26 protein-coding genes and 1 tRNA gene are annotated in these 23331 nt (G+C 63.4%); 13 read left to right on the top strand and 14 right to left on the bottom strand.

Annotated elements, in window-relative coordinates; translation table 11 throughout:
* The first annotated feature begins 315 nt into the window (after positions 1 to 315).
* Positions 316 to 873 (top strand): HNH endonuclease, encoded by a 558-nt coding sequence (locus tag V4R08_RS13390; RefSeq protein ID WP_335579802.1) that lies wholly within the window; start codon positions 316 to 318, stop codon positions 871 to 873.
* 128 nt (positions 874 to 1001) lie between these two features.
* The gene (locus V4R08_RS13385; RefSeq protein WP_335579801.1) at positions 1002 to 1973 is read left to right on the top strand and encodes a S1C family serine protease; all 972 of its coding nucleotides are present in this window, start codon (positions 1002 to 1004) and stop codon (positions 1971 to 1973) included.
* Positions 1974 to 2056: 83 nt separating this feature from the next.
* Here the strand turns inward: V4R08_RS13385 and V4R08_RS13380 are convergent, their stop codons facing one another.
* Entirely contained in the window at positions 2057 to 2509 is a 453-nt protein-coding gene (locus tag V4R08_RS13380; RefSeq protein ID WP_335579800.1) for an RrF2 family transcriptional regulator, read from the bottom strand.
* Between the two features lie 103 nt (positions 2510 to 2612).
* Here V4R08_RS13380 and V4R08_RS13375 point away from each other — a divergent pair, with 103 nt between their 5' ends.
* On the top strand, positions 2613 to 2807 hold the full coding sequence (locus V4R08_RS13375; protein WP_335579798.1) for a hypothetical protein: 195 nt from the start codon (positions 2613 to 2615) through the stop codon (positions 2805 to 2807).
* Entirely contained in the window at positions 2804 to 3226 is a 423-nt protein-coding gene (locus V4R08_RS13370; RefSeq protein ID WP_335579797.1) for a group III truncated hemoglobin, read from the top strand. Before V4R08_RS13375 ends, V4R08_RS13370 begins: the two co-directional genes overlap by 4 nt.
* Positions 3227 to 3233: 7 nt before the next feature.
* Here V4R08_RS13370 and V4R08_RS13365 read toward each other — a convergent pair whose 3' ends face one another.
* Together V4R08_RS13365 and V4R08_RS13360 are read right to left on the bottom strand one after the other, a co-directional pair.
* Positions 3234 to 3905 (bottom strand): DsbA family protein, encoded by a 672-nt coding sequence (locus tag V4R08_RS13365; protein WP_335579796.1) that lies wholly within the window; start codon positions 3903 to 3905, stop codon positions 3234 to 3236.
* A gap of 6 nt (positions 3906 to 3911) precedes the next feature.
* Positions 3912 to 4385, bottom strand: a complete 474-nt coding sequence (locus V4R08_RS13360) for a hypothetical protein (protein ID WP_335579795.1) — start codon at positions 4383 to 4385, stop codon at positions 3912 to 3914.
* 290 nt (positions 4386 to 4675) lie between these two features.
* Here V4R08_RS13360 and V4R08_RS13355 point away from each other — a divergent pair, with 290 nt between their 5' ends.
* A complete protein-coding gene (locus V4R08_RS13355) occupies positions 4676 to 4921 on the top strand; it encodes a PsiF family protein (RefSeq protein ID WP_335579794.1) in 246 nt (81 codons plus the stop codon).
* A 99-nt stretch (positions 4922 to 5020) separates the two neighbouring features.
* Here the strand turns inward: V4R08_RS13355 and V4R08_RS13350 are convergent, their stop codons facing one another.
* Positions 5021 to 5563: a disulfide bond formation protein B gene (locus V4R08_RS13350; RefSeq protein ID WP_442935663.1), complete on the bottom strand. Its 543-nt coding sequence runs from the start codon at positions 5561 to 5563 to the stop codon at positions 5021 to 5023.
* A gap of 294 nt (positions 5564 to 5857) precedes the next feature.
* Between V4R08_RS13350 and V4R08_RS13345 the strand changes: the two genes are divergently transcribed.
* Positions 5858 to 5942: transfer RNA gene (locus V4R08_RS13345), tRNA-Leu, on the top strand.
* A gap of 32 nt (positions 5943 to 5974) precedes the next feature.
* Here the strand turns inward: V4R08_RS13345 and V4R08_RS13340 are convergent.
* The 5 genes from V4R08_RS13340 to V4R08_RS13320 all read right to left on the bottom strand — a co-directional run bounded on the left by V4R08_RS13340 (position 5975) and on the right by V4R08_RS13320 (position 8963).
* Positions 5975 to 6613 carry a hypothetical protein gene (locus V4R08_RS13340; RefSeq protein ID WP_335579793.1) on the bottom strand — a complete coding sequence of 213 codons (639 nt, stop codon included), beginning with the start codon at positions 6611 to 6613 and terminating at the stop codon, positions 5975 to 5977.
* 377 nt (positions 6614 to 6990) lie between these two features.
* Positions 6991 to 7233: a hypothetical protein gene (locus tag V4R08_RS13335; RefSeq protein WP_335579792.1), complete on the bottom strand. Its 243-nt coding sequence runs from the start codon at positions 7231 to 7233 to the stop codon at positions 6991 to 6993.
* Between the two features lie 174 nt (positions 7234 to 7407).
* Positions 7408 to 7596, bottom strand: a complete 189-nt coding sequence (locus V4R08_RS13330; RefSeq protein ID WP_335579791.1) for a hypothetical protein — start codon at positions 7594 to 7596, stop codon at positions 7408 to 7410.
* A gap of 222 nt (positions 7597 to 7818) precedes the next feature.
* Complete coding sequence (locus V4R08_RS13325; RefSeq protein WP_335579790.1) at positions 7819 to 8400, bottom strand: YqaA family protein; 582 nt, start codon at positions 8398 to 8400, stop codon at positions 7819 to 7821.
* Between the two features lie 158 nt (positions 8401 to 8558).
* Complete coding sequence (locus tag V4R08_RS13320; RefSeq protein ID WP_335579789.1) at positions 8559 to 8963, bottom strand: hypothetical protein; 405 nt, start codon at positions 8961 to 8963, stop codon at positions 8559 to 8561.
* Positions 8964 to 9185: 222 nt separating this feature from the next.
* Here V4R08_RS13320 and V4R08_RS13315 point away from each other — a divergent pair, with 222 nt between their 5' ends.
* The 6 genes from V4R08_RS13315 to V4R08_RS13290 all read left to right on the top strand — a co-directional run bounded on the left by V4R08_RS13315 (position 9186) and on the right by V4R08_RS13290 (position 16847).
* A complete protein-coding gene (locus tag V4R08_RS13315) occupies positions 9186 to 10247 on the top strand; it encodes an ABC transporter substrate-binding protein (protein ID WP_335579788.1) in 1062 nt (353 codons plus the stop codon).
* A 21-nt stretch (positions 10248 to 10268) separates the two neighbouring features.
* The gene (locus V4R08_RS13310; protein WP_335579787.1) at positions 10269 to 12065 is read left to right on the top strand and encodes a glucan ABC transporter ATP-binding protein/ permease; all 1797 of its coding nucleotides are present in this window, start codon (positions 10269 to 10271) and stop codon (positions 12063 to 12065) included.
* Positions 12066 to 12263: 198 nt separating this feature from the next.
* Complete coding sequence (locus V4R08_RS13305) at positions 12264 to 13646, top strand: serine hydrolase (protein ID WP_335580288.1); 1383 nt, start codon at positions 12264 to 12266, stop codon at positions 13644 to 13646.
* Between the two features lie 193 nt (positions 13647 to 13839).
* Entirely contained in the window at positions 13840 to 15522 is a 1683-nt protein-coding gene (locus V4R08_RS13300; RefSeq protein WP_335579786.1) for a long-chain fatty acid--CoA ligase, read from the top strand.
* Positions 15523 to 15693: 171 nt separating this feature from the next.
* Positions 15694 to 16260, top strand: a complete 567-nt coding sequence (locus tag V4R08_RS13295; protein ID WP_335579785.1) for a DUF924 family protein — start codon at positions 15694 to 15696, stop codon at positions 16258 to 16260.
* 101 nt (positions 16261 to 16361) lie between these two features.
* Positions 16362 to 16847, top strand: a complete 486-nt coding sequence (locus V4R08_RS13290) for a peroxiredoxin (RefSeq protein WP_335579784.1) — start codon at positions 16362 to 16364, stop codon at positions 16845 to 16847.
* 117 nt (positions 16848 to 16964) lie between these two features.
* Here the strand turns inward: V4R08_RS13290 and rnhA are convergent, their stop codons facing one another.
* The 3 genes from rnhA to ispH are packed head-to-tail and all read right to left on the bottom strand — an operon-like array spanning position 16965 to position 19365.
* Positions 16965 to 17420 (bottom strand): ribonuclease HI, encoded by a 456-nt coding sequence (gene rnhA / locus V4R08_RS13285; protein WP_335579783.1) that lies wholly within the window; start codon positions 17418 to 17420, stop codon positions 16965 to 16967.
* Positions 17417 to 18397: a homoserine kinase gene (locus tag V4R08_RS13280; protein ID WP_335579782.1), complete on the bottom strand. Its 981-nt coding sequence runs from the start codon at positions 18395 to 18397 to the stop codon at positions 17417 to 17419. The genes rnhA and V4R08_RS13280 overlap by 4 nt, the downstream gene beginning before the upstream one ends.
* Before the next feature lie 5 nt (positions 18398 to 18402).
* Positions 18403 to 19365 carry a 4-hydroxy-3-methylbut-2-enyl diphosphate reductase gene (ispH, locus tag V4R08_RS13275; RefSeq protein WP_335580287.1) on the bottom strand — a complete coding sequence of 321 codons (963 nt, stop codon included), beginning with the start codon at positions 19363 to 19365 and terminating at the stop codon, positions 18403 to 18405.
* 252 nt (positions 19366 to 19617) lie between these two features.
* Between ispH and V4R08_RS13270 the strand changes: the two genes are divergently transcribed.
* The gene (locus tag V4R08_RS13270; RefSeq protein ID WP_335579781.1) at positions 19618 to 20313 is read left to right on the top strand and encodes a DUF1013 domain-containing protein; all 696 of its coding nucleotides are present in this window, start codon (positions 19618 to 19620) and stop codon (positions 20311 to 20313) included.
* 289 nt (positions 20314 to 20602) lie between these two features.
* Here V4R08_RS13270 and V4R08_RS13265 read toward each other — a convergent pair whose 3' ends face one another.
* Positions 20603 to 20863 carry a hypothetical protein gene (locus tag V4R08_RS13265; RefSeq protein WP_335579780.1) on the bottom strand — a complete coding sequence of 87 codons (261 nt, stop codon included), beginning with the start codon at positions 20861 to 20863 and terminating at the stop codon, positions 20603 to 20605.
* A gap of 143 nt (positions 20864 to 21006) precedes the next feature.
* Positions 21007 to 22932: a propionyl-CoA synthetase gene (locus tag V4R08_RS13260; RefSeq protein ID WP_335579779.1), complete on the bottom strand. Its 1926-nt coding sequence runs from the start codon at positions 22930 to 22932 to the stop codon at positions 21007 to 21009.
* Positions 22933 to 23331: the final 399 nt, after the last annotated feature.

The following is a 23331-nucleotide window of genomic DNA, read 5'->3' as shown; positions in this document are numbered from 1 at the left end:
CCGCGTCGGAGCTCGCGAACCAGCCGGCCACATGAAGATTCATGACCGTGGCCGCGAAGGGTTCCGACCATCCGGCAACCGTGGCCCGACGGAAAAGCAGGGCTTGCGCTCTTCACAATCCCGTCACGCTGCCTGTAGTATGCCGGCCCAGGCCGCCTCAAAGCCGGTGCGGCCGAAAATGGAGATCTGGCGCTCCGCAAAAATGCCGGCTTTGCGACCAGGGTGCGCTCGGTCATAACTATTGGATGACTATTGGATGCATTTTCCGCGGCAAACCGGCGTCCGCTTTGCCGGAAAGTGCTCTGGAGGCGCTACTTGAACGCGCATGTCTCCCAAGGCGGCTGGCCGGTGCTGGTCCTGAACGCGGACTTCCGGCCGCTGAGTTACTATCCGCTGTCCCTTTGGTCGTGGCAGGATGCCATCAAGGCGGTCTTCCTTGAGCGCGTCAACATCGTCGAACATTACGACCGCGCCGTGCGCAGCCCCTCATTCGAAATTCAGCTCCCGAGCGTGGTGTCGCTGAAATCCTTCGTGAAGCCGTCGACCCATCCCGCCTTCACCCGCTTCAACGTATTCCTGCGCGACAGGTTCATGTGCCAGTACTGCACGGCGAGCGAGGACCTTACCTTCGACCACATCATCCCGCGCAGCAAGGGCGGCCAGACCACGTGGGATAACGTCGTCGCGGCCTGCTCGCCATGCAATCTGCGCAAGGGAAACCTGACGCCGCATCAGGCGGGGATGTTCCCGCGCCAGGCGCCGTTCGCGCCGACCGTGCATCAATTGCATCGCAACGGCAGGCTGTTCCCGCCGAACTATCTGCACGATAGCTGGCTGGACTATCTCTATTGGGATACCGAGCTCGATCCGTAAGATCGGCAGGCCGCCTGTGTGTCGCCATGCCGCTTTCGCCGCGAACGTTTGGCGCATAAGATCGTTGATAAGGCAGGCTTCTGATCGGCGACAGGCTGGCCGCACGCTGCGTCGAACGGAGAATCCGCATGGCTTCATTGACCGAATGGAAGGTGCCGGCCGCGGCGCAGCCGCGCCAGGACGACTACGAATTCGATCTGGACCGCGCGCTGTCCGCGGTGGTCGGGCTGCATTCGATCATTCCGGCCGACGCCTTTACCGCGGACACCCTCGGCGCCGAGCGCGCGGGCAACGGCGTCGTGATCGACGATGGCCTCGTTCTGACCATCGGATACCTCATCACCGAGGCAGAAACCGTGTGGCTGCATCTCGCCGACGGCCGCGCGGTGCAGGCAGACACGCTCGGCATCGACGCCGAGAGCGGCTTCGGTCTGGTGCAGGCGCTCGGCCAGCTCGACCTCGAGCCGCTGCCGCTGGGTTCGTCGGCCGCGGCCGGACTGAACGACCGGGTCGTGGTGGGCGGCGTCGGCGGCCGGACCCGCTCGCTCGCCGGCCGTATCGCCGCCAAGCAGGAATTTGCCGGCTATTGGGAATACCTGATCGACGACGCCATCTTCACCCACCCGGCCCATCCCAACTGGGGCGGCGCCGGCGTGATTTCGGCCGCGGGCGAACTGATCGGGATCGGCTCGCTGCAACTCGAACGTGAGCACGGCGGCCAGAGCGAGCACCTCAACATGAACGTGCCGATCGATCTGCTGAAACCTGCGCTCGGCGACCTGCGGAAATTCGGACGGGTCAACAAGCCGGCCCGGCCCTGGCTCGGCATCTACGCCACCGAGATCGAAGACAGGATCGTCGCGGTCGGAATCGCGCCGAAGGGACCGGCGGCCCGCGCCGAACTCCGCACCGGCGACGTGATCCTCGCGGTGAAAGGAGAAAAGGTGTCGGACCAGGCCCAGTTCTACCGAAAATTATGGGCGCTGGGTCCCGCAGGCGTCGACGTGCCGCTGACGCTCTATCGCGAGGGGGACATCTTCGACGTAGTGGTGGCATCGAACGATCGCGACCGGATGCTGAAGAAGCCGCAATTCCACTGACACGGCGCCGCCAACAAGGCCTCACCACGTCGATCCCGGGCGTAACGCCGGTGGTGACGATCCAGTCGGTCTCGTCCCGCTTTTTATTGCGGCGACGCACCCGGCGGAATACCGAGCAGACCCGCAAGACGCGCGCGGGGCGCCACCAGATCGGCCAGCGTATATCCTTCAAGGACCTCCATGAACGCTTCCCGCGCCCGTTCCAGCGCGCGCTTGAGCACGCAGCTCGGATTGATCATGCAGGGCGCGTTGACCGGCTTGAAGCAGGTCACGATCGCCATATCCGGCTCGGTGGTGCGAATGACCTCGGCAAGACTGATCGCCTCGACCGGCTTGGCGAGGCGCAATCCGCCGCCCCGGCCGCGCACAGTCTCGATGTATCCGGCCACGCCCAGTTGATGAACCACCTTCATCAGATGAGCCTCGGAAATATCGTAGCTTCCGGCGATCTCGGCGATTGTCGACAGGCCCTCGGATTTGAGCGCGAGGTACATCAGTACCCGCAACGCGTAGTCCGAATAGGTGGTGAGTCGCATGCCATGTCTCCCGTGAGGGCGGTCACGTAAAAGCTATATTTCAAATATTGCTTTTACACAACCGCGGATGTATAGCGGTGTTGTCCTTTGAAAGGAGGGCTCCATGAGCTCAACAACCAAGAACCATACGATCAGCGATACCATTGCAAAGCCCTTTCTGCTGCCGGGAACGCTTGTTTGCAACGCTATCGGAATCCACGGCGACAATCCCGACGATTATTCCGACCTGGTCCGGATGTTGGTCAACTCGTTGGTCTGGACAGTAGCCGGAGTCATCGTTATGGCTTTCTTCGCATGACGCTCGCGTTCGAAAAAATGGATCATGTGTCCGAGGACGGCATCCGCAGGCTGGTCGACGCCTTCTATGCGAAGGTGCGCGTCGATTCCGAGCTGGGGCCGATCTTCGACAACAAGATCAAGGACAACTGGCCCCATCATCTCGAGAAGATGTACGCGTTCTGGTCGTCGGTGATGCTGACCACCGGCCGCTACAAAGGCAACCCCATGATGAAGCACATGGTGATACCCGGCTTGAGGCCGGAGTTGTTCACCCAATGGCTCGCGCTGTTCGACGAGACCTGCCGCGAGCTGTGCGACGATACGATCCGCGCGGCCTTTAAGGAAAAGGCCGAGCGCATCGCGGAGAGCCTGAAAATCGCGGTGTTCTATCGTCCCGACCGGCCGTGGCCGCCGCAGGCCTCCGCGGGTCCGACCTGACGCCGCATCACTTCTTTTTCGCGGTGGCCGCCTTGCGCGCGTCCGCGATGGCCAGATCGAATTGCGCCATGGTCAGCGGACCGGGCACGCGGAATTTTCCGATGATGAACGCCGGCGTCCCGTTGAATCCGAAGGCGGACGCCTGATCGTTGTTGCGTTTCAGAATGGCATCGATCGTGCCGGCGTTGGCGGCCATGTCCTTGAGCGCGCGATCGACATCGATCTTCACGTCGGCCAGCAGCTCGCGGACACGGGGCTCGGTCAATCGTGAACTGGTGCTCATCAGGGCTTCGTGCGCGGCAACGAACTTGCCCTGGTACTTGGACGCCAGCGCCAGACGCGACGCATAGACAGAGACGGGCCCGAGGATCGGCCAATCCTTGAAGACCAGCCGAACCTTGCCGTCGTCGTGCACCACCTGCGCCAGTTCCGGCGCGAGCTTGCGGCAGTACGGACAGTTGTAATCGAAATACTCGACGATGGTGACGTCGCCGTGTTCGTTGCCCGCCGGGGGAATCTCCGGATCGCGCAACACTCGCGCCTCGGTCAGAACCTCGTCGGAGACGTCGGCAAGCGCCGGCGCGCGCCCAAGACCCGCCATTGCCGCCCCCAGGCCGAGGGCGCCGAGCATCCGGCGCCTGGTCGTCGGGATGCCGATCCGGTCTCGCGATTTGAGCATTGTCGATCAGACGCCCTTCAGCCGCTTGTTGCATTCGCTGTAGTAGCCACCGCCCTTCATGATCCACTTCAACCCGCCATTGGTGTTGGTAGCCTTGTTGGCCTTGTATTGATCGAGACAGGTGTGCTCGCGCGCCTTGCCTGCGGACTCGTTGGCATACTTCGGCGACACCGCCGACGGGAAGATCGCATTGCCGACCGGCGCGGCGGGCGCCGTCGCGGTTCTCGGCGCAGACCTGGCCGCAGGTGCCGCCGGCGCACCGGCAGGAGTAGCAGCAGGTGTTGCTGCGGCGGTGCCGCCCGCTCCGCACTGGCTCTTGCGGAAGTCATTCCACTTCTGGCCGTTGAGCGTGCCAGCGGATTTCGCGGCCTTATATTTCGCGCTGCATTCCTGTGCGGTCAGCGCCTTGGCGGGCAACACCGAAAGCGCAAGCAGGCCGGACGCCGTCAGGGCGCCGAGCAGTTTCAGGTGACCTGTCATGTCTGTGTCCTCCCGGGACATCGAGGATGGGACGATATCCTAGCGCATGATCCGCCAAAGTGTGAGCGGTTTGGCCAATAGATCGTTCTCAATATTTTAGGGCGCGGTCGGGAGGCAAAACCGGAATCCACTTTTGCCGGTCGCGTTCGAGCGACTGCCGCCGTTTCAACGGCAAGCCCGAACCGGCGGTCCAAAATCGACCTCATGTTTCAGATCGCCCCGATTCCGTTCAGCCGCCGTTCAGCCGGGCTCCGCGACGGTGACGCTCTCAACAACCCGAGGGACTTCCCATGACCATGTCTTCCCGTGTCATCGCGATCGTCGCCGCATCGCTGCTGCTTGGCGGAACGGCATTCGCACAAACGATGGCGCCCGCGCCGGCTTCAAAGATGGCGCCCGCCACCAAGAAGGTCCAGAAGCCACACACCGCGGCTTCGCTCGAATGCTCGAAGGAAGCCGACGCCAAGGGTCTGCACGGCAAGGCGCGCAAGAAATTCCGCTCCGACTGCAAGGCCAAAGCAGCCAAGCCGAACTAATCCCGCACGTCCGATAGTGTCGGTCGGTCAACCGACCACCGACACCATCGGGCTTGCCATCCGGCAGCCCGGACAAAAGCGGTTGATACCGGACCAAGGTTACCTGACCCTGCCTGCCAAGGCTGCGGTGCCCCACCCTGCAATCGCCGCCATCAGCAGCGAGATCACTGCGTTGTAGCCGGCGAGCGACAGGCCGAGGAAGCGCCACTGCACCTCGTCGCAGCGCACGACCTTTACCTTGTCAAGGTTGTCGAGCAGGCCTGCTTTGCCGAGATCGAGCACCGGTCCGGTGCAATCGGTCGGTCCCGGCCAGAAGCCCCATTGGATGCCGGCGTGATAGGCGCCGAGCCCGGCATTGCCAAGCGTGGCCAGCGCGAGAACGGCGAGAGCCGGGATGATGAGGCAACGCGGCGCGCCCTTCGCTGCGGCAAACGCCACCAGCAGGCCGAGGGGGATCGCAAGATAGTAAGCGTAGCGCTGCTCGAGGCAGAGCGGACACGGCCGGATATCCAGCACGAGCTGGAAAAACCACGCGCCCGCGATCGTCGCCGCAGCGATGAGGGCCACGGCCAGCGCGGCGGCGAAGGCGGTTTTTTTGCCGCGGGCCGCAGAGGAGGTTTTCACGGCGGCATCGGTGTTCACGGCTGGCTCCGGCTGACTACTTCGCTTGCGCCATGGGTCGTAACCTCGCGCCTTGCCGCTGTCGAGCCGGTGGCCTTCACACTGCGGTGTTTCCAGCCGTTGTCCCCGCGTGCGCGGGGACAACGGCAAGATGTGTGGCGCTGCGCATAGCGTGCCCCATATCACCGGGTCAAGGCGGCAAGCATCTCTCGGACCGCTAACGCAGCTTGCCGCGCCGGGTTGACCGGTAGGGAACGACCGCTATAGTCCGCCCGCTTCGCAAGGTCCCCGCCTCTTTCGGCGCGGCCCGCGAATGCCCCTGTGGCGGAACTGGTAGACGCGCTCGACTCAAAATCGAGTTCCGCAAGGAGTGCTGGTTCGATTCCGGCCAGGGGCACCAAGCGCTATCGCTTTCGAGGTGCCCATGACCTCTCAAATCAGCGAGGCGACCGCCTCCAGCCCGATGATGCGCGCGAGCGTGCGGGCCTCGCGCTTCTGGTCCTCGCGCAGCCTCGACAGCAACGGTCGGACCGCGGCCTTGATCTGCTCGATCTCGCCTGGACTGAGAGCGGCCTGCCGTCCCGGTACCGCGCGCCGCTCGTGGATTTTGCGGGCGACGTCGCGCAACGCGCTTTCGGCGGCCGGCCAGTAGGGCTCCTGCGCGGACGTGAGTTGCAGCCGCCCTTTCAGCGCCGCGATCTGCATGTCGCTAAGCAGCGAATAATTCTTCTGAACGAGCTGGTTTGCGAGCTTCGGCCGGGAACGCGGCAGCGGCGGCTCCTCGATCGGCGCTGTCGGCGGCAAAACCTCGGCATCGACGGGACCGTCGGTCGCAACCGCCTGCCGCAGCGGTACAGCCAACGCCGAATCCTCGCCGGCATCAGGGACCGCGGCCTGCGTCGCGACCGCAAGCTTGTCGGCCTTGCGCGCGCGGTTGGCGGCCGGTTCGGCTTCCGCAGGCAGCGGGGGCGGCACTGCAGAAAACCGGACGACCAGAACGTTGCCGCGGCCGAAAACCTCCGCCAGCGCCACCCCGGTGACGATGCAGCACGCAAGCGCCAAAATCGTCATCGTCCGTGTCAAAAAAGATCTCCGGTTCAGCTCATGAACGGCGGCCGATTGTCCTCACAAATCGATACGAATTAAGGCCTGCCCATGCAAGGCGAGGGCTCTGCGGCTGTTTTTCACGCAAATTTTTGCAGAGCCTCGACCGCACCCGTCGGCCGTCAGAGCGCGGTCGGCAAAAGTGGATACCGGTTTTGCGTTCGATCGCGCTCTATAGCGTTTTCGAGCGAAGTGGATACCGGTTCGCGTGAAGAAAACGCGTCAAATCAAAATCATAGAGCCTCGCTTCTGATTCCATCAGAAGCGAAAAGGCTCTAAAATATAATTTTGAGAAATGCGCATGATCGTTTCGCCAAACCGCTCGCACTTTGGCGGATCATGCATTAGGCCGCCAGAATATAGGCGTTCTGGATGTCGGCGATGAGTTCGGACGCCTCCCAGATCGCGTCGGGCGGGATCGCGCTCATGCTGACGGTCCAGTTGGCACCGCTACGGGTCTTCGGCGTGCTGACGATGGCGAACTGCACGTCGCGACACAACGGATGCCTGCCGAACGCAGCGGCGACCCGAGCCTGCAGTTCCCTGATGGTCGCCGGTGTCTTTTCCGGCGCGATGTCGCGATCCATCGCTTTATGCCCGTCGCGGCCGGTGTCTGGCGCCTCTCGCGGCAAATCCAGACCGGCCTCGGGGACGAAGGTGTCTCAGTAGTAGTTAATGAGTCGTTAACCCCGGAACCGCCGAAACCGGCACGAGGTCAAATCCCCCATCTGCCAACGCAGTTCGGAGCACATGCAGAACAATTACTTGGTCCGTTCGAGTTCCGCCAGCACCTCATCGATGGTCGCAAGATGCGTTTCCACGGCCTGGCGGACCAGCGTGTAGGGTTTGGGGTCGTCCGGATCGTCGGCCCTGCGAACGACAAGACCACGTTTGAACGCTATCGCCCTCGCTTGTCTGAATTTTTCCAGGTCGTCACTGATCGTCATCATACGGTTCTCCCTGCTCCGCCGAAGCTAAAAGCATAGTCTCGCCTTGATTGGAACTGCGGCCTCTCGTCCATCTAGTCCAACTCCGGCTTGTTCATCAACGCAATGGTTTCCGCACGATGCGCGGACCGCGTCAAATGAAGGGTTGGGTCGGATCGCCTCGTCAACGCCTGATGGTATTGATCTTTCCCGCCGCAACGGAATGCAATTGCCAGAATCGGACCACTAGATCAGGCGGAACGCGATCACGAATCCGAGGACGATAATGGCGGCGCCGAACGCCACCCACAGACCGAGCCGCTTCTCGATCTCCTGCCGGATGACGTCGCCATAGCGATTGAGCACAATTGCGACGATAAAGAAGCGGCCGCCCCGGGCGATGATCGAGCACAAGATAAACAGCCAGATATCATATCCGGCGAAGCCGGACGTGATGGTGACGAGCTTGTAGGGGATCGGCGTCAGCCCCTTCCCGATGATGATCCAGGCCCCCCATTGCGCGTACGACTCGCGAAACGCCTCGACCTTGCCACCGAGTCCGTAGAGATGAATGAGCCACTGGCCCAGCGAGTCGTAGAGCAGCGCCCCGATCGCATAGCCGAGCACGCCGCCGGCGACCGAGGCGACCGTGCAGAGCGCCGCAAACAGCCAGGCGCGTTTCGGCCGCGCCAGCGCCATCGGCAGCAGCATGATGTCGGGCGGCACCGGAAAGAACGAGCTTTCCGCGAAAGCGATCGCTGCCAGAATCCATAGCGCGTAGGGCTTGTCGGCGGCGGCGATGCACCAGTCGTAGGTCCGTCTCAGCATGGCGCGATCAACCATTGCGCGGTGGATTTGTCCATGGCTGAGGTGAGAATTTCAGCGGAGAACGAAACACTCATGGCAACCACGTCGGTGGCCGGCGGGTTAACGGCCGGCGGTCAAAAACGCGACGCCGGCCGCTCTTGGCCTGAACGGAAAGACCCTCAGTAAGGGGCGTAATAACCGCCGCCATATGGATAGCGGGGCCCGCCGTAGTAGTAGCGAGGCGGCGGAGCATAGTATCCCGGACCATAGTCATAATAGGCGTCGCGACGAGCCTGGGATGCTGCAATCGCACCGACGGTGCCGATGATCCCGGCGAACGCGGCGGCTGCCGCAGCATCGCCACCGCCGCGATGATGACGGCGACGATGATGATGTCGGCGCGCCGCATGATGCCGGCGTGCCGCGCTGAAATCCGTGACGCCGCTGCCGTCCGAGATCGTTTTGGCCGCCGGCGCAGACGATCGGGCGAAAGAGGGGCCGGCCGCCGTCAGAGCCATCGCCGCAACCGTTGCCAAAATGACGCTCCGGCCGGTCGACGATTGGAAGTTCCTGCGCGTCAACATCTGAAATACCTCTATGATGTTTCCGGGCCGTTTCAGGCCGTTCTGGAGATAACCGACGGTTTCACGTCGGGTTCCGGGCTTCAAAATGTAATCTGAACAATCCGCGGCAAATCGTGGCGGTCATCGCGCATTCAGATTACCTCTGCTAGAGTGCATCCGTCCTATGGAACCCGCGCGCGTTCGCACGAACTCCCGCAACCCGCTCAATCGCCGCAAGATCCCATGCAAGCACGTTCGATGCGTCGTCTCTGGTTTGCCTTGCTTGTGCTACTAGGCACAGTCGGCGTTGCAGGCCTTGGCCTCGCGGACAGCCGGGCCGATGCCGCCGCGCCGACCCAGATCGAGTTTTCGCTCGATCGCCCGATCGATGCTGCCGTGGCCCCCCTAGTGCTGGCATCGACCCGGGGGCTGTTCCGCGCGGAGGGCCTGAACGTCACGACGATGGTCGCGTCTGACACGACGGACGCCATTGCGCGCGTCGCGGTCGGCACGAGCGAACTGGCGCTCGTCGACCTCAATGCCCTGATCCGCTTTCGCGACGAGCCGGGCGCGCCGCCTGTCAAAGCTGTATTCGTGCTGTTCGACAAGGCGGCCTATGCCTTCATTGCGCGCAAGAACCGGGGTATCAACACGCTTGCCGACATCGAGGGCAAGACGGTCGGCGTCACCGACGGCGACCTGTCCATCAGGCTGTGGCCCGCGCTCGCCCGAAAAAACGGATTGCAGCTCAAGACCGTGAAGCTGCAGCCAATCGGTCCCGCCGTTCGCGAACCGATGCTGTCGGCGGGCCAGCTCGATGCCATATCTGGCCTGTCGTACCTGTCTGCGATCGACCTGCGCGATCGCGGTATTCCGGCCGACGATCTCACCGTGCTGCGATTTGCCGACTACGGCTGCGCCGCCTACGGCAAGGTTCTGATCGTCAACCCGGATTTCGCCGCCGACAAGCCGGAAGCCGTCAAGGCGTTTGTGCGCGCGGTGATTGCCGGTCTGCGCCTCACCATCAAGGAGCCCGAGCAGGCCGTCGACGATGTGCTGGCTCAGATGGATAACGGATCGCGCGCTGTCGAGCTGGAGCGCCTGCGCGCGGTCCTGAGCGACAACATTCTGACCGGCGAGGTCAGGCACAGCGGCATCGGGGATATCGACCCGGTCCGGTTCGAGACGTCGCTCGACCAGATCGCCGAAGATTTCAAATTCCGCAAACGCCCGACGGTCGCGGATATTTTCGACGACAGTTTTCTGCCGCCGGCCGGCGACCGCAAGGTCACACAGGCCGAATGAAAACGGCAAGAGCGTTTTCCGATGCCGATGCTCCGCCTTTATACGCGCGTTCTTGAACTGCTCGGCAAGGAAGCGCGGCTTGGCTGGATCCTGGCGGGCGCCAATCTGCTGCTGGCCGGCGGGCAGTTCGCCGAACCGGTGCTGTTCGGCCGCATCGTCGACGTCCTCTCCGGCAATCCCGCCGCGGGTCCTTTCGGGATGACGTCGACGTCGCCGTGGCCGCTGCTCGCGGTTTGGGTGGCCTTCGGCCTGTTCACGATCCTGTGCGGCGTGATCGTGGCGTTGCAGGCCGACCGTCTTTCGCATCGCCAGCGCCAGGCGGTGCTGACGGGCTATTTCGAGCACATCATGCAGTTGCCGCTCACCTACCATGCCGGCACCCATTCGGGCCGGCTGATGAAGGTGATGCTGCAGGGCACCGACGCCCTGTGGCGGCTGTGGCTCGGATTCTTCCGCGAGCATTTCGCGGCGATGATGTCGCTCGTGGTGCTGCTGCCGCTGTCGCTCGCCATCAACTGGCGGCTGGCGATCCTTTTGTTCGCGCTCTGCATCGTGTTCACGATGCTGACGACGCTGGTCGTTCGCAAGACCTCCGACAAGCAGAACGAGGTGGAGGCGCATTTCAGCGATCTCTCCGCGCGCGCCTCCGACGCGCTCGGCAACGTCGCGCTGGTGCAGAGCTTCGTGCGCGTCGATGCCGAGGTTCAGGGCCTGAGGTTCGTCGTCGACAAGCTGCTGGCGGCGCAGATGCCGGTGCTGTCGTGGTGGGCCGTCGTCACCGTGACGACGCGCGCCTCGACCACCATCACCATTCTGGCGATCTTCGCCGTCGGCATCACGCTGAACCGGCGGGGGATGACGTCGGTCGGCGAGATCGTGATGTTCGTGAGCTTCGCCACCATGCTGATCCAGAGGCTCGAGCAGGTCGTCTCCTTCATCAACAGCGTTTTCATGGAAGCGCCGCGGCTCAAGGAGTTCTTCAACGTCCTCGATGCCGTTCCGGCGGTGCGTGACCGCCCCGACGCCATTGATGCCGGGCGATTGCAGGGTCTCGTCGAATTCCATGACGTGTCGTTTTCCTATGACGGCAAGCGGCCCGCGGTGGAGGATCTGTCGTTCGTCGCCTTGCCCGGCCAGACCGTTGCGCTGGTCGGCCCGACCGGCGCAGGCAAGTCCACCGCCGTCGCACTGCTGCATCGCGCGTTCGATCCGCAGTCCGGCATCATCAGGATCGACGGCATGGACATCCGTGGCCTGACGCTGACTTCGCTGCGGCGAAACATCGGCGTGGTGTTTCAGGAGGCGCTGCTGTTCGACCGCTCGATCGCGGAGAACCTGCGCGTCGGCAAGCCCGATGCCTCCGAGGAGGAGATGCGGCTCGCGGCCGAACGCGCCCAGGCGCTGGACTTCATCGAACGCGCCGACAGAAAGTTCGACACCCATGCCGGCGAGCGCGGACGCATGCTGTCCGGCGGCGAGCGGCAACGGCTGTCGATCGCTCGCGCGCTGTTGAAGGATCCGCCGATCCTGATCCTCGACGAGGCCACCAGCGCACTCGACGCCGTGACCGAGGCCAAGGTCAATGCCGCGCTCGACGAGGTGATGAAAGGGCGCACGACATTCGTCATCGCACACCGGCTGTCCACCATTCGCAACGCCACCCGCATTCTGGTTTTCGAGAACGGGCGCGTGATCGAAAACGGAACCTTTAACGAACTGCTGGCGCGCGGCGGCCATTTCGCCCAGCTTGCGAAAGCGCAATTCATGACCCAAACCGCGACGACCGTCGAAATTCAGCCCCTTTCGTCGGGGAATTAGGCTGCGGACCACTGTTCTGGATTGCCAAGCCGGTATAGGTTGGAGCCGCCGCGACCGACGGCGCCGGACACGCTTGAAACCCGAAAAGCAGGCCTCCTTGCCAAAGGCGGGTCTCAAAGGACCGGAACGACCGTGCATTCTTTCATCGTCCCGCTTCGCAAACCCATCGCCCTGTTTCGGAAATCCTTGCTGGTCTGGATGGTCCTCGCGGCCGGATTGATCGTTGCGATCGCGCCGTTGCGTGCGGCTCACGCCACCGAAGCACATCTCCTGATCGAGGCCGATACCGGCAAGGTGCTTGAGGCCGAGAACGCCACCTATCCCTGGTATCCGGCCTCGCTCACCAAGATGATGACCGCTTACGTCACGCTGACGGCGGTCAAGCAGGGACGCATCACGCTCGACACGCTGTTCACGGTATCGCCGACCGCAGCCGCGCAGGCGCCTTCGAAGATGGGCTTCCGGCCGGGCACGCAGGTGACCGTCGACAACGCGCTGAAGATGATGCTGGTGAAATCGGCGAACGACATGGCCTACGTCCTAGCCGAAGGCGTCGGTGGCGGCTCGGTCGACAATTTTCTGACCGAAATGAACGCGACCGCGCAACGGCTCGGCATGACGCAGACGAGCTACGTCAATCCGAACGGGTTGCCGGCCGACGGCCAGATCACCTCGGCGCGCGATCTCGCCATCCTCGCACGCGCGATCATTCACGATCTTCCCGAGTACGAATATTTCATGCACATCCCCTCGATTCGCTATGGCCGCAGGGTGACGCACAACTTCAACAAGCTGATCGGGCGTTTTCCCGGCGCCGACGGCTTCAAAACCGGCTTCATCTGCGCGTCCGGCTACAATCTCGTCGGCTCGGCCACGCAAAACGGCAAACGCCTGATCGCGGTGGTGCTCGGCGCGTCGTCCGGCACGATGCGCGCGGTGCGCGTCGCACAGATGCTGGAGCGCGGCTTCGCCAACAACACGCTGTCGTGGCTGCGTCCGGCGCTCGGCACGGTCGACAAGCTGGCGCCGATCGCGGCCGCACCTCCCAATCTGCGCGATGAAATGTGCGGGCCGAAGCGCAAGCATCCTGCCAGCGACGAGGACGACGATGTGGCCGCCAACACGAGGACGACCGGCGCCGCCGTGATGTCGTTCTTCGCAACCGGCGTGCAACCGCCTGCGCTGCGGCCGATGGACATGATCGCGGCGGCGCCGGCGCCCTCGGAGCCCGTTGTCGTCTATACCGGCCCGACACGAACCGGCGCCGCCATCGCCGCCGCCGCAGAAGCCGATGCCGCACGCGACGCTCCGCCAAAAGCCAAGAAGCGCAGCAAGACCGCCCACAGCAAGCGCAACGGCAAAGCCGCGCCCAAAGCCGAAGCCAGCGCCGACCCGAAATCGAAACACCGGGTTTCGGTGACGATCAACCCCAAGGCGGCGAAGCCTGCGGCCAACAACAAGCGCGCTGCCGGCAAGAAGGGCGCCGACGCCAAGCGGGCCGATGCCCAGCCGGCTGCCGCCGCCGGTTCGTCCGCCAGGAAGAAACCGGCCAAAAACGCCAAGGACAAACCCAAGCCGTAGAGCGCCGGCACCAGGCGCTCCGGCGACCGGACGCCACCCATCTGGGCGGCCGCCGGGACAGGTCGCGCTCAAGGCCGCAGCGGCGTTGATGCGTCGTTACCGCACAGCTGCTTGCCTTGGACAACCGCCTTGCTCAATACTCCCTGCACAGGACAATCCCCCCTTGAACGACGGGATGACCCCGGGGAGTCACATGGATCGCATCTGGCTCAAGCAATATCCCGCAGGCGTGCCCACCGACATCGACGCGTCACAGTACGCCTCGCTGGTCGCGTTGCTTGAAGAGAGCTTCGCCAAATTCCGCGATCGCAAGGCCTTCATCTGCATGGACAAGGCGGTCACCTATCGCGAGCTCGACGAGATGTCGCTTGCGCTCGGCGCCTGGCTGCAAGGCCGGGGACTGAAAAAGGGCGCGCGCGTCGCGCTGATGATGCCGAACGTGCTGCAATATCCGGTCTCGACGGTGGCCGTGCTGCGCGCCGGCTATGCCGTGGTCAACGTCAATCCGCTCTACACGCCGCACGAGCTTGAGCACCAGCTCACGGATTGCGGCGCGGAAGCGATCATCGTGCTGGAGAACTTCGCACAGACGGTGCAGCAGGTAATCGGCAAAACCGCCGTCCGGCACGTCATCGTCGGCAGCATGGGCGACCTGCTCGGCTTCAAGGGCTTGATCGTCAATTTCGTGGTTCGCCATGTCAGGAAGATGGTGCCGCCGTCGTCGATTCCGGGCGCGGTCAAGTTCAACGACGCCCTCGCGGCCGGGCGCGGCATGACCCTTGCCAGGCCGGACCTCGCGCCCGACGACGTCGCCTTCCTGCAATATACCGGCGGCACCACCGGCGTGTCGAAGGGCGCGACGTTGCTTCATCGCAATATTCTGGCCAACATGCTGCAAAACGACGCCTGGCTGCAGCCGGCGCTGAAGAAGCCGCCGGTAGTCGATCAGCTCTTCATCGTCTGCGCACTGCCGCTCTATCACGTCTTCGCGCTGACGGCGTGCTTCATGCTGGCGATGCGCGCGGGCGGCGTCAATCTGCTGATCCCGAACCCGCGCGATATGCCTGGCCTCGTCAAGGAGCTGATGAAGTATCAGGTCAACTGCTTCCCGGCGGTGAACACGCTGTATAACGCCCTTCTCAATGCGCGCGGTTTCGACAAGGTCGACTTCTCGAAACTCAAGGCCTCGGTCGGCGGCGGCATGGCGGTCCAGAAGGCGGTGGCGGAGAAGTGGCTGAAAATGACGGGGTGCCCGTTGCTGGAAGGCTATGGTCTTTCGGAAACCTCGCCGACGCTGACCTGCAATCCCGCCGACAGCGACAAATTCTCCGGCTCGATCGGGCTTCCCGTGCCGTCGACATACATTTCCATCCGCGACGATGCGGGCTGCGAGGTGCCGCTCGGCGAGACGGGCGAAGTCTGCGCCAAGGGTCCGCAGGTGATGCCGGGCTACTGGAACCGGCCGGACGAGACCGCGAAGGTGATGACGGCGGACGGATTCTTCCGCACCGGCGACATCGGCGTGATGTCGGCCGACGGCTACACCAGGATCGTCGACCGCAAGAAGGACATGATCCTGGTCTCCGGCTTCAATGTCTATCCGAACGAGATCGAGGACGTGATCGCGAGCCATCCGGGCGTGCTGGAATGCGCGGTGATCGGCGTTAAGGACAAGAGGTCGGGCGAGGCGGTGAAGGCTTTCGTGGTCAGAAAGGACCCGACCCTCACGCGCGCGGACATTATCAAGTTCGCGCATACGCAACTGACCGGCTACAAGGTGCCCAGACAGATCGAATTCCGCGACTCCCTGCCGAAAACCAATGTCGGCAAGATCCTTCGCCGCGAACTGCGCGACGAGAAAAAAGCGGCGGCGTGAGTAGCATTTGAGGATGAAGTCGTCCCGGCCAAGTGCGATCTTTGAACGCGCGCGCTGGGACTCATACGCGGACTCCGATTTCGGTCGATGACGTCGACTCTTTCCATCTCGATTGACCACAGGGGTTATGGGTCCCCGCGTGCGCAGGGGCGACGACAGAAAGTATGTGTGATGAACTCCGATAATCCGCCCGCTTCCATCCCCACTCCCGGCGACGTCCTCGCCTTCTGGCGCGCTGCCGGCCAGAGCAAATGGTACATCAAGGACGACACATTCGACGCCGAGGTGCGCCGCCGCTTTCTAGGGCTTTGGGAAGCGGCCCGTGCGGGCGAACTCGCCGGATGGGAGGAGACCGACGACGGCGCGCTGGCGCTCATCATCGTGCTCGACCAGTTTCCGCGCAACATGTTCCGTGGCGATGCCCGCAGCTTTTCGACCGACGACAACGCTTGCGCCGTCGCCGATCGCGCCATCGCCCGCGGCGCCGACATGCGCATCGAGCCGGACCTCATCGAATTCCTCTATGTGCCTTTCATGCATTCCGAACGGCTTGCTGACCAGGAGCGCTGCGTTGCGCTTTTTCGCAGCCGTGGACGGCCCGACAACCTCAAATTCGCGGAAGTCCATGCCGACATCATTCGCCGGTTCGACCGCTTTCCGCATCGCAATCGAATGCTCAACCGCACGACGAGCGCGGAAGAACAGGCCTTTCTCGATGGCGGCGGTTTCGCGGGTTGATGACGGAACGGTGAACGGCCTGTTGCCGTTTTGAATTCACCGAGTATCGTGCCGGACGCCTGCCCGGTTTGGACACACCGACATTTCAAGGAGATTTGACCATGACCATCAAAGTTGGCGACCGCCTGCCCGACGCGACATTCCGCATCATGACGGAAGACGGCGTTCAGACCAAAACCACCGGCGATATCTTCAAAGGCAGGAAGGTGGCGTTGTTCGCGGTGCCCGGCGCCTACACCGGCACCTGCCACAAGCAGCATCTGCCGAGCATTTTTCTCAGCGCCCGTGGCATCAAGGACAAGGGCGTCGACGATATCGCCATCGTCTCGGTCAACGACGTTTTCGTCCTGAACGCCTGGAAACGCGACACCGACCAGCGCAACGAAGCGGTGTTCCTTGCCGACGGCAACGCCGACTTCGCAAAAGCGATCGGCATGGAGTTCGATGGCTCTGAGAAGGGCCTCGGCATCCGCTCCAAGCGCTATTCCATGCTAGTCGAGGACGGCGTGGTGAAGAAGCTGAACCTCGAGGACTCGCCCGGCAAGGTCGAGGTCTCCGGCGGCGACACGCTGCTCGGACAGCTTTGAGCCGAAAGTAAGCATCGCCTACCGTCATTGCGAGCGAAGCGAAGCAATCCAGAATACCGCATGGAAAGCTGGATTGCTTCGTCGCTGCGCTCCTCGCAATCACGAACGATATCGCAATCACTTCAACTTCGCCATCGCGACGCCTTCACGCGCGAGTTGATCGGCGCGCTCGTTCTCGTCATGGCCGGCGTGGCCCTTGATCCAGTGCCAGCGCACGTCATGAGGCTTCAGCGCGTCGTCGAGCCGCTGCCACAGGTCCGCGTTCTTCACCGGCTTTTTGTCGGCGGTGCGCCAGCCGTTGCGCTTCCAGTTGTGAATCCAGCTCGTAATGCCTTGCCGCACGTACTGGCTGTCGGTGGTGAGATCGACCGACGCCGCTTTCTTCAAGGCCTCCAGCGCGGAGATCGCCGCCAGCAACTCCATCCGGTTGTTGGTGGTGTGCGGTTCGCCGCCTTTCAATTCCTTCTCGATCTCGCCGAACCGCAAGATCGCGCCCCAGCCTCCAGGCCCCGGATTGCCCGAGCAGGCGCCGTCGGTGAAAATCGTGACATGCGGCAGCGCGGGTGAATTCACACGAGCAGCCCCGACGCGGCGACGCCGTACTCGCGGATGTTGCCGACGCTTTGCTGGAAGCGAAGCTTGCGGACGTATTCGAGCGGGTCCTTCGGCTTCACCAGCGCGCCGGCGGGCACGTTGAGAAAATCGACCAGCCGCGTTAGCAGGAACCTCAGCGCGGCGCCGCGCGCCAAGAGCGGCAACGCCGCCTGTTCGGCTCCCGACAGCGCGCGCTCGCGATTGTAGGCGCCGAGCAACGCACGCGCCTTGGTGACGTTGAAGGAATGATCCGGCTCGAAACACCAGGCGTTGAGGCAGATCGCGACGTCGTAAGAAAAAAAATCATTGCACGCGAAATAGAAATCGATCAGCCCCGACAGCCTGTCGCCGAGAAATAAAACGTTATCCGGAAACAGGTCGGCGTGGACGATGCCGGCCGGCAGATTGTCCGGCCAGCGCCGTTCGAGGTAGTCGAGTTCGGCCTTGAGAAAATCGTGCAACCCATGCTGCACGGTATCGACGCAAGGCGCGGCCTGTTCGAACAGCGGCCGCCAACTGGACACCGAAAGCGCGTTGGCGCGCCGCATGGGGAAATCGCGGCCGGCGAGATGCAGTTTCGCCAGCGCTTCGCCGGCAGCGGCGCAGTGGGTGACGTTCGGCTTGCGCGGCCACACGCCCTCAAGGAAATCGATGATGGCGGCTGGTCGCCCTGCGAGGTAACCGAGGGTTTCGCCGCTGCGGGCCTTAACCGGCTGCGGACACACGATGCCATGCATAGCCAGATGGCCCATCAGGCCGAGAAAGAACGGCAGATCGTCAACCGCGACGCGCTTTTCATATAGCGTCAGGAAAAATGATCCGGCGGTGGTGTGCAACAGATAGTTGGAATTCTCGACGCCTTCGGCGATGCCCTTGTAGGACAGCAGTTCGCCGATGTCGTAGGCCTTCAGGAAGTCCGCGAGTTCCTCGGCGGCGACGTCGGTATAGACCGCCATTTTGTTCAGGCCGCATCGGGCCGCAGCGAGCGCGGCAGCGGGAAGAACTCGTTCTCTTCCGCAGCCGAGACCGTCTCGACATCGAGGTCATAGCGCGCCGCGAACGCACCCATGATTTCCTCGACGATCACTTCCGGCGCCGAGGCGCCTGCGGTGATGCCGAGGCTCCTGATGCCCTCGAAGATGCTCCAGTCGAGATCGGCGGCGCGCTGCGCCAGCACCGACACCCTGCAGCCCTCGCGCTCGGCGACCTCGCGCAGCCGCTGCGAGTTCGACGAGTTCGGTGCGCCGACCACGATCAGCGCATCCACCACCGGCGCCACTTTCTTGACCGCGAGTTGGCGGTTGGTGGTGGCGTAGCAGATGTCCTCCTTGTGCGGGCCGGAAATGTTCGGGAACCGCTGTTTCAGCATCGCAACGATCTCGGCGGTGTCGTCGATCGACAGCGTCGTCTGGGTCACGAAAGCGAGGTTTTCGGGATTCTTCGGCGTGAATGTCGCGGCATCTTCGGCGGTCTCGATCAGCGTCACCGCGCCTGCCGGCAATTGCCCGACCGTGCCGACGACTTCCGGGTGATGGGAATGGCCGATCAGCAGGATCTCCCGCCCGCGCTTGAAATGGATCGCCGCCTCGCGGTGAACCTTGGTCACCAGCGGGCAGGTCGCATCCAGCGAAAAGAAATTGCGCTTCTGCGCGTCGGCCGGCACCGATTTCGGCACGCCATGGGCGGAGAACACCACCGGCGCCTTGGTGTCATCGGGGATTTCCGCCAGTTCCTCGACGAAAATCGCCCCCTTCGCACGCAGGCTGTCGACCACATAGCGGTTATGGACGATCTCGTGGCGCACATAGACCGGCGCGCCGTACAGCGTCAGCGCCCGTTCCACGGTATCGATCGCCCTGACCACCCCGGCGCAAAAGCCACGGGGCGAACAAAGCACGATTTTAAGCTTCGGTTTGGCATTCATGGTGGCATTCATGAGGTGATCCGGGGGGACCGAATCACCCCACGCTGGCGGGGCGGAAACGGCCAATATGGGTAACGACTTTGGACGGCTTTCAGGCGCTGTCAAGGCTGTTCCGTTAAGCCATGGACCGGACAGGAGCAAACCATTGCGCGGCCGGCCCCGGCCGGCTTATATAGACCCCAATTCCCGTCATCGTCGATAACCAACAAGCTTTGTCCCTGAGGGGTTGGCGGAGCGCAAAGGAGATTTGCCATGAGCAATGCACCGCTGATGCCAAAGGCGACTGCCGTGTGGCTCGTCGAAAATACCGCCCTGTCGTTCGATCAGGTCGCCGATTTCACCAAAATGCACCCTCTGGAGGTCCGCGCGATCGCCGACGGCGACGCCGCCCAGGGCATCAAGGGCATGGACCCGATCTCGACCGGCCAGCTCACCCGCGACGAGATCGAGAAGGGCGAGAAGGACCAGGACTACCGCCTCAGGCTCAGCGAGAGCCGGGTGGTGCTGCCGCCCGCCGCCAAGAAGAAGGGTCCGCGCTACACCCCGGTGTCGCGCCGCCACGAGCGGCCGAGCGCGATCCTATGGCTGGTTCGCAACCACCCGGAGTTGAAGGACGCGCAGATCATGCGTCTGGTCGGCACCACCAAGACCACGATTGCCGCGGTCCGCGACCGCACCCACTGGAACGCCTCGACCCTGACGCCGATGGACCCGGTGACGCTCGGCCTCTGCTCGCAGATCGAACTCGACTTCGAGGTGCAGCGCGCGGCCAAGGAAAAGCCAACCGATCAGCAATATGGCGGCGCCACCCTGCTGCCGGCGTCCGAGACCACGCGCAAGGACGCCGAATTCGAGCCGACGGAAAAACAGCGCGACGATCTCAACGTCGACGCCGTGTTCGCCAAGCTGAAAACCATCGGCGGCAAGAAAGCCGAGGACGACGAGTGACGTAGCGTCCCTCGCCTGCATCGTGCCGTCATCCCGGCGCGAGCTGTCGCTCGCCGCGCCATCGGCGTCGTCCCCGCGCAGGCGGGGACCCATACGCCGTGTCCTTGCCATTACGGTCGGAGCGTCGTCACGGTTGCCCGTAAACCGCTTCATCACGTCACGCGCGACAGGGTTATGCGTCCCCGCCTGCGCGGGGATGACGCTGGTAATTCGGGTGGCGCCTTGCGCCTGTTCAATCTCAAACAACGCGTGAGCGCTTGCTCGTCGCTGGCGCGAGCTTTCGCGGAGTCTACTGCCCGTTCAGCATCCGCTCGGCGAGATCGCGGTGGGTGCGCTCCATCCGGTCCGATCGGGTGGCGGCGACGTCACGGTCCTTGCGGCAGGCGGTATAGGCCGCGGAGCCCTGCGGGCCGCCATGCGCCTGGCAATAGGCGTCGTCATCGGTCTGCGATACCGCGCTCGGATTGTGCCGCTCCAGATTGGCGCAGCCTTCGAGCGACAGCGCGGTCAGGACGAGAGCCGCGAGATGCAAGAATGTCTTCGGTCGCATGATTGTTCCCGGATCGCCGTAGCCTGGCGACTGTTCGAACCCAATTGCGGGGATTGTAAGTCCTGATGAACCGGCCATGGATTCCGGGTTCGCGCTTCGCGCGCCCCGGAAGGAGGAAACAATGCCAGCCCAGGGTCGCGTTGCTACATCCTTTTTTTCAGCGTGCCCTGAATCTCGTCGAGCACCTTCGGATCCTCGATGGTCGCGGGCATGGTCCATTGATCGCCATCCGCGATCTTCTTGATGGTGCCGCGCAGGATCTTTCCGGAGCGCGTCTTCGGCAGCCTGTTCACCGTGATCGCCAACTTGAATGCCGCGACCGGACCGAGCTTTTCGCGCACCAGCGCCACGACCTCCTTCTCGATCTCGGCGGGATCGCGCGTCACGCCGGCCTTGAGCACCAAGAGACCGCACGGCACCTCGCCCTTGATGGTGTCCCTGATGCCGAGCACCGCGCATTCGGCGACATCGGGATGCGAGGCGAGAATCTCCTCCATGCCGCCGGTGGACAGCCTGTGACCGGCGACGTTGATGATGTCGTCGGTGCGGCCCATGACGAAGATGTAACCGTCCTTGTCCTTGTAGCCGGCGTCGGAGGTTTTGTAGTAGCCGGGGAACTCGTTGAAATAGGCTTCCTTGCAGCGTTCGTCCTGCTGCCACAAGGTCGGCAGGCAGCCCGGCGGCAGCGGCAGCTTGATGACGATGGAGCCCATGGTACCGGCCGGCAGTGGCTTCGCCGCTTCATCGACGACATCGACCTGATAGCCCGGCATCGCCACCGTGGGCGAGCCGTGCTTGACCGGCAGTTGCCCGAGCCCGACCGGGTTGCCGACGATGCCCCAGCCGGTTTCGGTCTGCCACCAGTGATCAATCACCGGCACCTTCAACTGCTGCTCTGCCCATTCCACCGTCGGCGGATCGGCGCGCTCGCCGGCCAAAAACAGCGTGCGGAATTCGGACAGATCATATTTGCGGATGAAGGCGCCCTCCGGATCCTCTTTCTTGATGGCGCGGAACGCGGTCGGCGCGGTGAAGAACGCCACCGCCCTGTGCTGCGAGATGACACGCCAGAACGCGCCTGCATCCGGGGTACCGATCGGCTTGCCCTCGTACATGATCGTGGTGGTGCCGTGAATCAGCGGCCCGTAGACGATGTAGCTGTGACCGACCACCCAGCCGATATCGGAGCCGCACCACCAGATCTCGCCGGGCTTGACGCCGTAGAGATTGAACATCGACCATTTCAGCGCGACCAGATGGCCGCCATTGTCGCGCACCACCCCTTTCGGCACCCCGGTGGTGCCGGAGGTGTAGAGAATGTAGAGCGGATCGGTGGCGAGCACCGGCACGCAAGGCGCGGATTTCTTCGCCGCCATCGCGGTATCGCGCAGCGCCGCCCAGTCGTGATCGCGGCCCGCGATCAGGTCGCAGCGCTGCTGCGGCCGTTGCAGGATGATGCACGCGCCGGGCCTTGCGGTGGCCAGTTTCAGCGCCTCGTCGAGCAGCGGCTTGTACTGCACGATGCGGCCCGGCTCCAGGCCGCAACTCGCCGAAAAGATCAGCTTCGGCTTGGCGTCGTCGATCCGGGTCGCAAGCTCCTTGGCCGCAAAGCCGCCGAACACCACGGAGTGCACCGCGCCGATCCGCGCGCAGGCCAGCATCGCCACGACCGCCTCGGGCACCATCGGCATGTAAAGAACGACGCGGTCGCCCTTGGCGACGCCGAAATCCTGCATCACGGCGGCGAGCGTCTGCACTTCCTTGAGCAGTTCGGCGTAGGTGAAGGTGGTAATGACGCTCGGTCCGCCCGGATTGGCCAGCGGCGAATCATGGATCAGCGCGACCTGATCGGCTCGGCCGGCGGCGACATGGCGGTCCAGCGCATTGTAGCAGGTATTGACCACCGCGCCGGCGAACCAGCGGCCATAAAGCCCCATCGCGGGATCGAAGGTCTTTTTTGCCGGCTCGATCCAGTCGATGTCGCCCGCGGCATCGGCCCAGAACCCCTCGGGGTCGTTGAGCGCGCGGGCGTAAACCTCGCGGTAGCGGCTTTTTTCCCGAATGGTCATGACATTCTCCGGTCATTCATTGTCACGGGATGCGTCCCCCATTTCAAGGGCGGCGGTCTCGTTCTTACGGAGCATCTCGTTCTCAGAGACCATCCCGCGCCCCTGCTCCGGTTCCCGCAGTGGCGATCGATAAAGCAGGATGAGGTTTGATTGAATCGCCATGCCGGGCGTTATGGCAGGCATGGGACGCGGCTTTCGAGGGCAGCGACCGACGCCGTGCGGTTCGGATGCCCGACGGAAAAGCCGATCAACGGCGTGGCGGGCGGCACGAAAATGCCCGCGCGATCCGTTCACCGGCAGCGCACACCGAATGAGCGCATCCACACTGTCGCCGATGATTTTTTCGAGTTGTCTTCGCCGAAACGGGAATGCGCGGCGTCGCCGAGCAGCCGGCTATTC

The sequence above is a fragment of the Nitrobacter sp. NHB1 genome, from assembly GCF_036964665.1.
Classification (GTDB): domain Bacteria; phylum Pseudomonadota; class Alphaproteobacteria; order Rhizobiales; family Xanthobacteraceae; genus Nitrobacter.
The sequence above is the reverse complement of the archived record's forward strand: the minus strand, read 5'-3'. Positions and strand labels throughout refer to the sequence as shown.

Bases quoted from the DNA above. Each gene is read 5' to 3' on its own strand.
- V4R08_RS13385 (WP_335579801.1), top strand. From the start codon at position 1,002: ATGGCTTCATTGACCGAATGGAAGGTGCCGGCCGCGGCGCAGCCGCGC.
- V4R08_RS13380 (WP_335579800.1), bottom strand. From the start codon at position 2,509: ATGCGACTCACCACCTATTCGGACTACGCGTTGCGGGTACTGATGTAC.
- V4R08_RS13375 (WP_335579798.1), top strand. From the start codon at position 2,613: ATGAGCTCAACAACCAAGAACCATACGATCAGCGATACCATTGCAAAG.
- V4R08_RS13370 (WP_335579797.1), top strand. From the start codon at position 2,804: ATGACGCTCGCGTTCGAAAAAATGGATCATGTGTCCGAGGACGGCATC.
- V4R08_RS13365 (WP_335579796.1), bottom strand. From the start codon at position 3,905: ATGCTCAAATCGCGAGACCGGATCGGCATCCCGACGACCAGGCGCCGG.
- V4R08_RS13360 (WP_335579795.1), bottom strand. From the start codon at position 4,385: ATGACAGGTCACCTGAAACTGCTCGGCGCCCTGACGGCGTCCGGCCTG.
- V4R08_RS13355 (WP_335579794.1), top strand. From the start codon at position 4,676: ATGACCATGTCTTCCCGTGTCATCGCGATCGTCGCCGCATCGCTGCTG.
- V4R08_RS13340 (WP_335579793.1), bottom strand. From the start codon at position 6,613: ATGACGATTTTGGCGCTTGCGTGCTGCATCGTCACCGGGGTGGCGCTG.
- V4R08_RS13335 (WP_335579792.1), bottom strand. From the start codon at position 7,233: ATGGATCGCGACATCGCGCCGGAAAAGACACCGGCGACCATCAGGGAA.
- V4R08_RS13330 (WP_335579791.1), bottom strand. From the start codon at position 7,596: ATGATGACGATCAGTGACGACCTGGAAAAATTCAGACAAGCGAGGGCG.
- V4R08_RS13325 (WP_335579790.1), bottom strand. From the start codon at position 8,400: ATGCTGAGACGGACCTACGACTGGTGCATCGCCGCCGCCGACAAGCCC.
- V4R08_RS13320 (WP_335579789.1), bottom strand. From the start codon at position 8,963: ATGTTGACGCGCAGGAACTTCCAATCGTCGACCGGCCGGAGCGTCATT.
- V4R08_RS13315 (WP_335579788.1), top strand. From the start codon at position 9,186: ATGCAAGCACGTTCGATGCGTCGTCTCTGGTTTGCCTTGCTTGTGCTA.
- V4R08_RS13310 (WP_335579787.1), top strand. From the start codon at position 10,269: ATGCCGATGCTCCGCCTTTATACGCGCGTTCTTGAACTGCTCGGCAAG.
- V4R08_RS13305 (WP_335580288.1), top strand. From the start codon at position 12,264: ATGGTCCTCGCGGCCGGATTGATCGTTGCGATCGCGCCGTTGCGTGCG.
- V4R08_RS13300 (WP_335579786.1), top strand. From the start codon at position 13,840: ATGGATCGCATCTGGCTCAAGCAATATCCCGCAGGCGTGCCCACCGAC.
- V4R08_RS13295 (WP_335579785.1), top strand. From the start codon at position 15,694: ATGAACTCCGATAATCCGCCCGCTTCCATCCCCACTCCCGGCGACGTC.
- V4R08_RS13290 (WP_335579784.1), top strand. From the start codon at position 16,362: ATGACCATCAAAGTTGGCGACCGCCTGCCCGACGCGACATTCCGCATC.
- V4R08_RS13280 (WP_335579782.1), bottom strand. From the start codon at position 18,397: ATGGCGGTCTATACCGACGTCGCCGCCGAGGAACTCGCGGACTTCCTG.
- ispH (WP_335580287.1), bottom strand. From the start codon at position 19,365: ATGAATGCCAAACCGAAGCTTAAAATCGTGCTTTGTTCGCCCCGTGGC.
- V4R08_RS13270 (WP_335579781.1), top strand. From the start codon at position 19,618: ATGAGCAATGCACCGCTGATGCCAAAGGCGACTGCCGTGTGGCTCGTC.
- V4R08_RS13265 (WP_335579780.1), bottom strand. From the start codon at position 20,863: ATGCGACCGAAGACATTCTTGCATCTCGCGGCTCTCGTCCTGACCGCG.
- V4R08_RS13260 (WP_335579779.1), bottom strand. From the start codon at position 22,932: ATGACCATTCGGGAAAAAAGCCGCTACCGCGAGGTTTACGCCCGCGCG.